The sequence below is a fragment of the Roseateles sp. P5_E4 genome (assembly GCF_054049255.1).
Genome location: NZ_JBFUMS010000012.1, coordinates 20,788 through 32,006, shown reverse-complemented (window position 1 = coordinate 32,006; position 11,219 = coordinate 20,788). Strand labels below are relative to the sequence as shown.

8 protein-coding genes are annotated in these 11,219 nt (G+C 68.9%); 4 read left to right on the top strand and 4 right to left on the bottom strand.

Annotation, left to right across the window (positions count from 1 at the left end):
• Positions 1–97: 97 nt before the first annotated feature.
• Positions 98–1,039 carry a peptidylprolyl isomerase gene (locus ACXJLH_RS21820; protein ID WP_457446213.1) on the bottom strand — a complete coding sequence of 314 codons (942 nt, stop codon included), beginning with the start codon at positions 1,037–1,039 and terminating at the stop codon, positions 98–100.
• Positions 1,040–1,082: 43 nt separating this feature from the next.
• Here ACXJLH_RS21820 and dnaE point away from each other — a divergent pair, with 43 nt between their 5' ends.
• Together dnaE and ACXJLH_RS21810 are read left to right on the top strand one after the other, a co-directional pair.
• Positions 1,083–4,640 (top strand): DNA polymerase III subunit alpha, encoded by a 3,558-nt coding sequence (dnaE, locus tag ACXJLH_RS21815; RefSeq protein ID WP_457390112.1) that lies wholly within the window; start codon positions 1,083–1,085, stop codon positions 4,638–4,640.
• 28 nt (positions 4,641–4,668) lie between these two features.
• Positions 4,669–5,967, top strand: a complete 1,299-nt coding sequence (locus tag ACXJLH_RS21810; RefSeq protein ID WP_082532913.1) for a patatin-like phospholipase family protein — start codon at positions 4,669–4,671, stop codon at positions 5,965–5,967.
• On the opposite strand, the gene ACXJLH_RS21805 is transcribed toward ACXJLH_RS21810, so the two are convergent.
• Both ACXJLH_RS21805 and ACXJLH_RS21800 read right to left on the bottom strand, forming a co-directional pair.
• Positions 5,941–6,246, bottom strand: a complete 306-nt coding sequence (locus ACXJLH_RS21805; RefSeq protein WP_457446211.1) for a ComEA family DNA-binding protein — start codon at positions 6,244–6,246, stop codon at positions 5,941–5,943. The two genes, ACXJLH_RS21810 and ACXJLH_RS21805, sit on opposite strands and share 27 nt — an antisense overlap.
• 2 nt (positions 6,247–6,248) lie before the next feature.
• Positions 6,249–7,988, bottom strand: a complete 1,740-nt coding sequence (locus ACXJLH_RS21800; RefSeq protein WP_457446209.1) for an ABC transporter ATP-binding protein — start codon at positions 7,986–7,988, stop codon at positions 6,249–6,251.
• A gap of 145 nt (positions 7,989–8,133) precedes the next feature.
• Between ACXJLH_RS21800 and ACXJLH_RS21795 the strand changes: the two genes are divergently transcribed.
• On the top strand, positions 8,134–9,114 hold the full coding sequence (locus ACXJLH_RS21795; protein WP_457446207.1) for a glycosyltransferase family 9 protein: 981 nt from the start codon (positions 8,134–8,136) through the stop codon (positions 9,112–9,114).
• Complete coding sequence (locus ACXJLH_RS21790; RefSeq protein ID WP_457446205.1) at positions 9,111–10,124, top strand: glycosyltransferase family 9 protein; 1,014 nt, start codon at positions 9,111–9,113, stop codon at positions 10,122–10,124. The genes ACXJLH_RS21795 and ACXJLH_RS21790 overlap by 4 nt, the downstream gene beginning before the upstream one ends.
• On the opposite strand, the gene ACXJLH_RS21785 is transcribed toward ACXJLH_RS21790, so the two are convergent.
• Positions 10,121–11,218 carry a glycosyltransferase family 4 protein gene (locus ACXJLH_RS21785; protein WP_457446204.1) on the bottom strand — a complete coding sequence of 366 codons (1,098 nt, stop codon included), beginning with the start codon at positions 11,216–11,218 and terminating at the stop codon, positions 10,121–10,123. The genes ACXJLH_RS21790 and ACXJLH_RS21785 overlap by 4 nt on opposite strands.
• Position 11,219 lies beyond the last annotated feature (1 nt).

The window sequence follows — 11,219 nt, the reverse complement described above, 5'->3', positions numbered from 1 at the left end:
GCGTGTGCTTGTGGCTCAATGCCACAAGCATCGCCGTCCCCTCGGGGGACCGGCTGGGCGCGCCCGCGTTCAGCGGGGCGAGACCGGACGAGGGGCTTCAGGGAGTAGGCCGCGTCGGCACCGAGGCGCTGCAGATGTCGATATAGCCGGGGCTGTGCACGAACCAGCCGCTGCGAAAGCGCCTGGCATCGAGTAGCTGCGTCCAGGTGGTGGACTCGGTGCGCAGCACCTGCAGTGCGGGCCGCTCGGCGGTCGGCACTTCGGCCAGCAGGCGGATGCGCTGGATGCCGGTGCGCTGCTCGGGCTTGTCGTAGAAGCCCATGGCCGCGCCGCCGCGGGGCAGGCCGGACAGCAGCTCCATGCCCTTGAGCACGCGACCCACCACGGTGATGTTGAGATCCAGCCCGCGCGGCGCCTGGCCGATGACGACATAGAGCTCGGTGCCGTTGCTGGAATCGATCGCGTCGCTGCGCCCGGCGCCGACCATGCCGTAGCAGTGGGCCAGCCAGGCCCTGCCGGCCTTGGGATCAGCGGCGACCGGGAAGCCTTCGGCAAAGCCGGTGCGTGGCGCCCAGCCTTCCACGTCGGGCAGCCTGGTGAAGGCGGCTTCCTTGCCGACCTTGTCCAACGGCACGGAGAACTCGGCGGGCAGCTTGGCTGAGGCGCCGGCCGGCAGCGGCTTGGCTTTGGCGGCGTCCTCGCCATCGGGGTCGCCCCATTGGGTGACGAAGTTGTCCTGCACGCGCAGGATGGCCAGGCCGTCCCAGTAACCACCGCGGGCCAGGGCGCGGATGTTGGCGGCATGGGCCGGCGCAAAGCGCGGGGCCAGTTCGATGATGACCTGACCCGACGCCAACTCCATCAGCAGCGTGTTCTCAGGATCGAGCCCGCGCCAGTCGCTGGCCGGCGAGCCAGCGAGGATCTGCTGGGCGGTCTTCTTCGCGGCCGCCTTGACCGGGGGCTTGGCAGCCTTGGAGGGTGCGGCAAGGGCGGTGGACAGCAGGCCGGCGGCGGCCAGCGCGAGAGCGATGTGTTTCATGGGCGCGCAGCTTAACGGCGGAGGGGCTTCCTACAATGCGGCGATGCCCGAGACCGCTGTTCAAGACCTGCAAGACCTGCCCTATGTCCACCTGCGCATGCACACCGAGTATTCGGTCGTGGACGGCACCCTGCGCACCGACGATGCCGCCGATGCGGCCGCGGCGGATGGCCAGGTGGCGGCGGCCATCACCGACCTGGCCAACCTGTTCGGCGGCATCAAGTTCTACAGCGCAATGCGCAAGAAGGGCGTGCAACCGATCCTCGGCGCCGACTGCTGGCTGGAGACCGACGCCACCGACAAGCCGCCGACGCGCCTGCTGCTGCTGGTGCAGAACAGCCAGGGTTATCTCAACCTCAGCGAATTGCTGTCGCGCGCGTGGATCGACAACGTGCAGCGCAACCAGGCCTGCCTGAAGTGGGAGTGGTTGACGGAGCTGGGTGGCGGGTTGATCTGCCTGTCGGGCGCCCAGCATGGCGGCCTGGGCCAGGCGCTGATGCAGGGCGACAAGGTGCGCGCCAGGGAATGGGCACAGCGGCTGTCCGAGGTCTTCCCGGGCCGCTTCTACATCGAGCTGCAGCGCGCCGGTCTGCCCGGCCAGGAGGCGCTGGTGCAGGCCAGCGTGCCGCTGGCGGCGGAGTTGGGGCTGCCGGTGGTAGCCACCCATCCCATTCAATTCCTTGGCGAGGATGACTTCGAGGCCCATGAGGCGCGCGTCTGCGTGGCCGAAGGAGAGACTCTCGCCAACCCCAAGCGCATCAAGCGCTTCCTGCCCAGCCAGTATTTCAAGACGCAGGCGCAGATGCGCCAGCTGTTCAAGGACATCCCGAGCGCCATCCAGAACACCACCGAGATCGCGCGCCGCTGCTCGCTGACGCTGGTGCTGGGCAAGCCACAGCTGCCCAATTTCCCGACGCCGCTGCTGGACGACGGCACGCCGATGCCGATGGAGCAGTATTTCCGCGAGCTGAGCCACGAGGGGCTGGTGGGGCGGCTCAAGCATCTCTTCCCCAACGAGGCCGAGCGCGACAAGGAGCGCCCGCGCTACGTCGAGCGCCTGGAGTTCGAGCTGAACACCATCATCAAAATGGGCTTCCCGGGCTACTTCCTCATCGTCTCGGACTTCATCCGCTGGGCCAAGGCCAACGGCTGCCCGGTCGGCCCGGGCCGGGGCTCGGGTGCGGGCTCGCTGGTGGCCTATGCACTGCTGATCACCGACCTGGACCCGCTCAAGTACAACCTGCTGTTCGAGCGCTTCCTGAACCCGGAGCGCGTGTCGATGCCCGACTTCGACATCGACTTCTGCCAGGGCAACCGCGACCGCGTCATCGACTACGTCAAGGACAAATACGGCCGCCCAGCGGTCAGCCAGATCGCGACGTTCGGCACCATGGCCGCCAAGGCCGCGCTGCGCGACATCGGCCGCGTGCTGGGCATGGGCTTCGGCCATGTGGACAGCATCGCCAAGCTCATTCCCGCGCCGCCGGGCAAGACGGTGACGCTGGCCAAGCTGCCGCCCAACTTCGACCCCGACAAGGCCAAGGTCATCTACGCCCGCCACGAGGCGCCGGAACTCGAGGAGCGCGAAAAGAGCGACGAGGAAGTGGCCGAGCTGCTGAAGCTCGCCGCCCGCGTCGAAGGCATGGTGCGCAACATCGGCATGCACGCCGGCGGCGTGCTGATCGCGCCGGGCAAGATCACCGACTTCTGCCCGCAATACCAGCAGCCCGGCTCAACCTCGGCCGTCAGCCAGTTCGACAAGGACGACGTCGAGGCCATCGGCCTCGTGAAGTTCGACTTCCTGGGCCTGGCCACGCTGACCATCCTGGAGCTGGCCAAGGACTTCATCGTCGCCCGCCACGCCGACCGCGCCGGCTTCGACTGGGCCAATGTGCCGCTGGTCGACAAGAAAGTCTTCGACCTCTTCGGCAAGGGCTACTCCGAGAGCGTGTTCCAGTTTGAATCGCCCGGCATGCAGCGCCTGTTGAAGGACGCCAAGCCCTCGCGCTTCGAGGACCTGATCGCGCTGGTGTCGCTGTACCGGCCGGGCCCGATGGACCTGATCCCGTCGTTCGTCGCGCGCAAGCATGGCAAGGAGGCCATCGAGTACCCGCACCCGCTGCTGGGGCAGGTGCTGGAGGAGACGTATGGCGTCTTCGTCTACCAGGAGCAGGTGATGCAGGCCGCCCAGGTGCTGGGCGGCTACAGCCTTGGTGGCGCCGACATGCTGCGCCGCGCGATGGGCAAGAAGAAGGCCGAGGAAATGGCCATGCACCGCGAGATCTTCCGCAAGGGAGCCGCGGAGAAGGGCATCGACCAGGCCAAGGCGGATGAAGTCTTTGACTTGATGGAAAAGTTCGCGGGCTACGGCTTCAACAAGTCGCACGCCGCCGCCTACGCGCTGCTGTCGTATCACACGGCCTGGCTGAAGACGCACTACACGGCCGAGTTCTACGCCGCGAACATGACCATCGAAATGGACGACACCGACAAGCTCAAGGTGTTGCTCAACGACGCCAAGATCTTCGGCATCGAATTCCAGTCGCCTTGCGTCAACAAGGGCGTCTACCGCTTCGAGCCGATGACGAACCGCCTCGTCAATTACGGCCTGGGTGCCGTCAAGGGCACGGGCCGCGGCGCCATCGAGGCCATCATCGCGGCGCGCGAATCAGGCGGGCCCTTCCTGAGCTTCTACGACTTCTGCCTGCGCGTGGACCGCAAGGCCGTCAACAAGCGCGCGGTGGAGGCGCTGATCAAGGCCGGCGCCTTCGACAGCATCAACCCCGAGCGCTCACGGCTGCTCGCCAGCGTCGGCCGCGGTTACACGCATGCCGAAACGCAGGAGGCCAATGCCGATCAGGGCGGCCTGTTCGATTTTGGCGACTCGCATGCGGCCTCGCATGTCGAGCCCGATCTGGTCGACGCGCCCGTATGGAGCATCAAGGAGCGCCTGTCGCTGGAGAAGACCGCCATCGGCTTCTACCTGTCGGGTCACCTGTTCGACCACGGCGGCGCCGAGGTGCGGCGCATCGTCAAGCGCCAGATCGCCGACCTGGTGGACAGCCGCGAGCCGACGCTGGTGGCCGGCATCGTCAGCGACATGCGCGTCATCAACGGCCAGCGCGGCCGCGTCGCCATCTTCAAGATCGACGACAAGAGCGACGCCATCGAGGCCGTGGCCAACGAGGAACTGCTGAACGCCAACAAGGAACTGCTGGCCGAGGACGAACTCATCATTGCCCAGGGCAAGGTGCAGAACGACCGCTTCTCGGGCGGCCTGCGCATGAATGTGCAGGCGGTGTGGAGCCTGTCGGCGGCGCGCGCCAAGTTCGGCCGGCATCTGCTGCTGGGCAATGCCGGTGCCGCCGGGTTGGTCAAGGAGCTGGTCGAGCGCTTTCCGCCGCGCGAGGTCGAGACGGAGGAGGGCGGCAAGCGCAAGCTCGGCCTGCCCGTGCGCGTGTCGGTCAAGGCCGAGCCGGATGGCGACAGCGTCGGCGCGCGCTGGCTGGTGGAACTTGGCGAGGCCAGCCGTTTCTGGCCCGCGGACGAGGCTTTAGCCAAATTGGGCACGGCGGCTGAGGTCATTTACGAAGCTGGATGAGCCCCGGCATCGGCGATGATTCCCGCCGATGCTGCAAGCCGTGCCCAAGCCCGCATCCCAGTCGATGGGGCTCAACCGTACGCCACCGGTCACGGGGTTGATCCTGACCGGCGGCGGCGCACGTGCCGCCTACCAGGTGGGCGTGCTGGCGGCCATCGCCCAGCTGCGCCGCGATGCCGGCGCGACGCAGCAGAACCCGTTTCCCGTGATCAGCGGCACCTCGGCCGGCGCCATCAATGCGTCGACGCTGGCCTGCCACGCGGACGACTTCGACGCCGCCGTCGACGGCCTGCTGCACCTCTGGCAGGGCCTGCATGTCGAGAACATCTACCGTGCCGACGCGTTCGAGGCGGTGAGGAGCGGCGCGCGCTGGCTCAGCATGTTGAGCCTGGGCTGGGCCATTGCACGCTGGACGCGCAGCCGCCCGCGCAGCCTGCTGAACAATTCACCGCTGCGCGAGCTGCTGGCCCGCTACCTCGACATGCCGCGCATCGAGACCATGCTGGACGGCGGCCATCTGCGCGCGCTGGCGCTGACCGGTTCCAGCTACACCTCGGGCCAGCACGTCACCTTCTTCCAGACCCATCACCACGTCGTGCCGTGGTTGCGCGAGCAGCGCATGGCGGTGCAGACCAAGCTGAGCCTGAGTCACCTGATGGCGTCCTCGGCCATCCCCTTCATCTTCCCGGCCGAGCTGCTGGAGCTGGAGGGCGTGGCCGAGTGGTTCGGCGACGGCTCGATGCGCCAGAGCGCGCCGATCTCGCCGGCCGTGCACCTGGGTGCCGAGCGCGTCCTCGTCATCGGCGCGGGCCGCATGAAGGAACCCGAGGGGCGCCGCGTCACCGCCACCGAGGCCCATCCCAGCATGGCCCAGATTGCCGGCCATGCGCTGTCCAACATCTTCCTGGATGCGCTGGCGGTGGACGTCGAACGGCTGCGCCGCATCAACCGCACGCTGGCCCTGTTGTCACGCGAGACGCGAGCGGCAACGGCGCTGCGGCCCATCGAGCTGCTCGTCATTGCGCCCAGCCGGCGCCTGGACGAACTGGCCGGCGAGCATCAGGCCAGCCTGCCGCCCTCGGTGCGCGCCATGCTGCGGGCCTTCGGCGTCAGCGGCAAGGGCAAGACGACCAGCGGCTCGGCGCTCGTGAGCTATCTGCTGTTCGAACCTAGCTTCGTCAACGAATTGATCAACCTGGGCATGAGCGACACGCTGGCCAAGCGCGCCGAGGTGCAGCGCTTCTTCGGCTGGCCGGCGCGGGCGCCGCAGATCGACCCGGCGCTGCTGCGCAAGAGCCGCTCAGCCGGCTTCGCTGCCGGCTGTTGAAGAGTCGCCGGCTTCGCTGCCGGCTGTTGAGAAGGCCGAGCCGGCCACGCGCAGGCCGTTCGCTGACAGCTTGCGCGCCGTGGCGGTCTTGACGCCCGGCACGCGCTGCAGCAGGTCCGCCCAGTCCTTGAAGGGCCGCGCGGCCAGCAGGCGCTGCACCAGGGCCGGGCCCAGGCCGGGCAGGGATTCGAGTTCGGCGCGGGTCGCGGTGTTGGCCTCGACCTCACCCTGAGCCAGGGCAGGGAGTGCCGCCCACAGCAGCAGGGCCCGCCGCTTCATCGTCAGGCCTCGCCGACCTGGGCCCGCACCATGGCCGCGTAGGCACCATCGCGCGCGATCAGCTCGGCATGGGTGCCGGTCTCGACGAGCTTGCCGGCGCCGAGCACGTGGATGGCGTCCGCATCGCGGATGGTGGACAGCCGGTGGGCAATGACGATCAGCGTCTTGCGGCCCGACCAGGCGGCCAGGGCCTGTTGCACGGCGCGCTCGCTCTCGGTGTCCAGCGCCGAGGTGGCTTCGTCGAAGATCCAGATCGGCGCGTCCTTGTACAGTGCCCGGGCAATCGCGAGACGCTGGCGTTGGCCGCCAGAGAGCTTGCTGCCATTGGCGCCGACGTGGGTTTCGACACCCTCGGGCAGCGTCTGCACGAAGTCCCACAGATGAGCGGCGCGCAGCGCGGCTTCGAGCCTGGCCTCGTCGCGCGGCTGAGCGTAGGCGATGTTGTTGGCCACGGAGTCGTCGAAGAGCACGATGTCCTGCGACACCACCGCGAACTGCCGGCGCAGCGAGAGCCGCGTCAGCGTGCCGATGTCGGTGCCGTCCAGCAGGATGCGGCCGGCGTCCGGCGGGCCGAAGCCCAGCAGCAGGTGGATGATGGAACTCTTGCCCGCGCCCGAGGCGCCGACCAGCGCCGTGGTCTTGCCGGCGGCGAAGGTCAGGCTGAGGCCGTCCAGCGCGGGCTGGCCGGCGCCGGGATAGGTCAGGCGCACGTCGTCCATCCGGATGTCGCCTTGCGCCGGGCCAGGCAGCTCGCGCGTGCCGGTGTCGACCTCCTTGGGGGCGTCCATCAGCTCGAAGCAGCCCTTGGCGATGACGCTGGCACGCGTCAGCGGCGAGGCCAGGTCGGACAGGTGGCGCAACTTGGAGAGCAGCAACAGCAGGGCCGCCACGTACTTGGCGAAGTCCTGCACGCCGGTGCCCTCAGTGCGCGCCTGCCACAGCGCCATGCAGATGATCAGCGACAAGCCCACGCTCGCGACCAGTTGGGACACGGGCTGGGCCAGCGCACCCGCTGCGGCGGCTTTGAGGTTGTAGCGCCGCACTTCCAGCGCCGCCGCTGTGAAGCGCTGACGCTCGTAGTCCGCAGCGCCGAACTGGCGCACCGCGCGCCAGGCGCGGGTGATGTCGTCCACCTTGTTCACCAGTACCAGCTGCGAGTCGTAGGAGCGCGTGGACATCTGCCGCATGCGCTGGTTGAGCTTCTTCATCACCATCGCCATCACCGGCGTGATGACCAGCGCCATCAGCGTGAGCTGCCAGTTCAGGTAGAACAGCAAGACCGCGAAGCCTATGGCGGCCAGGCCGTCGCGCAACAGCGCAATGCCCACGTCACCTGTCAGCTGCAGGATCTGCTGCGGGTCGTTGACGACCTTGGTGACCGCTGTGCCGGGCTGCATGCGGGTGTAGACCTGGGCATCCAGCCGCAGCAACGAGTTGACCAGTGCGGTGCGGAAGTCCAGCACGCTGCGCGTCTGCGTCCAGTGGAAGAGGTATTGCCCGGCAAAGCTCGATGCACCGCGCACGATGTACAGCCCGATGAGTACCACCGGCACCATCCACAACGGGTAAGCGTCCTTGGTGAAGCCCTTGTCGTCGAAGGCATAGCTGATCAGCTGGGGCAACAGCCACTCGGTGCCGGCCAGACACAGGTAGGCCACGATGGTCAGCAGCGCGCCCCACCGATAGGGAAAGACGTATTGGCCCAGACGTCGGGCGATGGAGGCGTTGGCGTCGGCGGACATGGGACGGGATTGTCGCGGGGTTTGCCTGCGTCGCCGCCTGCCGAGCGAGTGGGCAGGCCCATAGAATTCGCCCGCTTTCCGCTCCCCCTGCCTGATGCCGTCGCGTCCCTCATCGCCTGCCGCCACCGACTCCCGACCCCGCACCGTGGTCCTGCTCCAGTGGGTCGGCATGGGCGACCTGGTCTGGCATGTGCCGTACTTTCGGCGCGTCGCCGAGACCAGCCAGGGCGGGCAGGTGTCGCTGATCGCCTCGCCGACCGTGTTCGCGCCGCAGCTGGTGGGCCATGAACCCTGGGTGCGCGAGATCATCGACTTCGACCGCCACCCGCGCCGCCATGAGGGCCGACAGGGGCGTCACCGTGGCGTGCTGGGCCTGTTCCGCATGGGTGTGGAGCTGCGCGAGAAGCAGTTCGACCGCATCGTGCTGTTCACCAACTACACGAACCGCTCCCTGGTGGCGCTGACCGCAAAGATCCCTGAGCGCCTGGGCTATGGCACGACCTGGCTGCAGCGCCGGCTGCTTTCGCACGGGCCGTGGATTCAGCGCTACACCGGCCCGGCCGTCGGCACCTACGAGGACGCCACGATGTTCGCCATCGCGCATGGCTGGTGCGATGCACCCATCGTGCCGAGCCTCGTCGTGCGCCCCGAAGCGCTGGAGCGCGTGAAGGCGCGGGTGCAGGGCCTGCCGCAGCCCATGCATGCGCTGTGCATCGGCTCGTCGGAGCCCTACAAGCAGTGGGGCACCGACAACTTCGCTGCCCTGGCCGCCGAGCTCGCCCGCGCCGGCCACGGGGTGCTGCTGATCGCCGGCCCGGCGGAGCGCGAGATGGCGCAGACCATCCTGCAGCGCATCGAGCCAGCCCTGCGCCCGCGCATTCTGGCCATCACGGACGGCACGGTCGCCGAGACCGTGGCGGCCATGTCGCTGATGCGGACCTGCCTGGGCAACGACACGGGCGGCGTGCAGATCGCCGCTGCGGTCGGCACGCCGACCTGGGTGATGCTGGGCCCACGTCCGCTGCTGGCGCATGACCCCGAAACGCTGCACATGCTGACCGCGCCCAGGCTGGCCGACATCCAGCCCGGCGCCGTTGCCCGTATCGCGCTGGCGCAGGCCGCATGAGCCCGGCAGACACCCGCCCCAAAACGGCCGTGCAGCTGCAGCTCAACGGCATGGGCGATCTCGTGTGGCATGCGCAGTACTTCCGCTGCGTGGCCGAGCAGAGCCGCGACGGCCAGGTCAGCCTCATCGCCGCGCCCACCACGATGGCCCGCGAGCTGCTGGGCCACGAACCCTGGGTGCGCGAAATCATCGATTTCGACCGGCGCCCGCGCAAGAGCGAGCGTCGCCGCGGCCGCCACAGCGGCCTGGATGGCCTGTTGCGCCTGGGTGCCGAGCTGGCCCCCAAGCGTTTCGACCGCATGGTGCTGTTTTCTGACCATCCGGGTCGCGCCATCATCGTCTGCTGGCGCGCCGGCATCCGCACCGTCCTCGGCTTCGGCGAGACCTGGCTGCAGCGCCTGCTGCTGACCCGATCGCCCTGGATCAGTCGCTACCGCGGCCCTGCCGTGGCCGGCTACAAGGACGCGACGAATTTCTCCATCGCCCAGGGCTTCTGCAGCGCGCCCATCGTGCCGCGCATCAGCGTGCGCCCCGATGCGCTGGCGCGCATGAGCGAGCGCCTGGCGCCATTGCCGCGGCCCTTTCATGCACTGGCCATCGGCGCGTCCGAGCCCTACAAGCAGTGGGGCGAAGACAACTTCGTCGAACTGGCCAATCGCCTGGCCGCGCGTGGCCACGGCGTCCTGCTGCTGGGCGGGCCGGCGGAAGGCGTGCTGGCGCAGGCCATCCTGGCGCGCGTCGAGCCGGCATTGCGCGAGCGCGTGGCGACGATGACCGACAGCAGCGTCGCCGAGAGCGTGGCGGCCCTGTCGCTGGCGCGGTCCTGCATCGGCAACGACACGGGTGCCGTCAACATCGCGGCCGCGGTGGGCACGCATGCCTTCATCGTGCTCGGCCCGCGCCCGCCGCTGGAGCACGATCCCGAGCACGTGCACTTGCTGCAGGCCGCGCAGCTGTCGGACATCCGCGCCGCGGACGTCGAGGCCCGTGTGCAAGAGGTGATCGGCTAGCGCGCCAGCGCTTCCCGCCAGACCGCCAGCGTGCCGCGGGCCGTGGCCTCCCAAGTCCGCGTGCGCGCGTAGGCCAGTGCCGCTGCGCGGCGAGCGGGCGTCATCGCCACCGCGGCCGCAATGCCCGCGGCCAGCGCCTCGATGTCCTCCGGGTCTGCGATCGCGGCGTGGCCACCAGCCGCCTCGGGGCAACTGCCGCGGTCGCTGGCCAGCACGGGCGTGCCACAGGCCATGGCCTCCAGGATGGGCAGGCCGTAGCCCTCGTACAAGGACGGGAAGAGATAGGCCGCCGCGCCGGCGTAGAGCGCGGGCAGGTCTGTGTCGCTGACAAAGCCCGCAAAGTGCACGCGCGAGGCCAGGCCCAGCTCGGCAAGCCGTGCCGCCAGGGCCTCGCCTTGGGTGCGGGAGTGTTCGCCGCAGACCGTCAACGTGTAGTCCTGGCCGAAGCGCCCAGCGGCGAAGGCCTCGATGGTGCGTGCCAGGTTCTTGTTGGGCGTGGAGCCGACGAACAGCAGATAGGGCCCCACCAGCCCATGGCGCGTGCGCACGGCCTGAACCTCGTCCGCCGTGTGCGGCCGGAACTCGGGTGCCACGCCCGGATGGACGACCTTGAGCCGCGCCGGATCACCGCCGACCAGGCGCAGGAAGTCCTGCCGCGTGTTCTCGCTGACGCACACCAGCCGCACGCAGCTGTCGCGCAGATGTTCGTAGTGGCGCAGCTTGCGCTGGCGCTTCTTCTCGTCGGTGTAGTTGATGTTCAGCGCCGCGTAGAGGTCGTGCACGGTTGCGACGGTGGGCACGCGCCAGGGCGGCTGGCGTTCGTCGGGCACATGGAGCAAGGCACAGGCCGGGCGCGGCAGCGGCCAGACGGGGCCCAACCAGCAGCGGCTGGACAGCCGGGGCCCCTGGGCCAGCCGGTCGCGCAGCTGCCAGCGCGAGCGCTTGCACAGCTGCAGCAACTCGAATTCGTCCTGCGGCGGCACCTGCAGCGCCGACAAGGCTTCAATGAGCTGGCGCGTGTAGCGACCGATGCCGGTGCCGCGTTCGTCGGTCAGGTTGGTGGCCTCGATCGCGAAGACGGGCGGGCGGCTCATG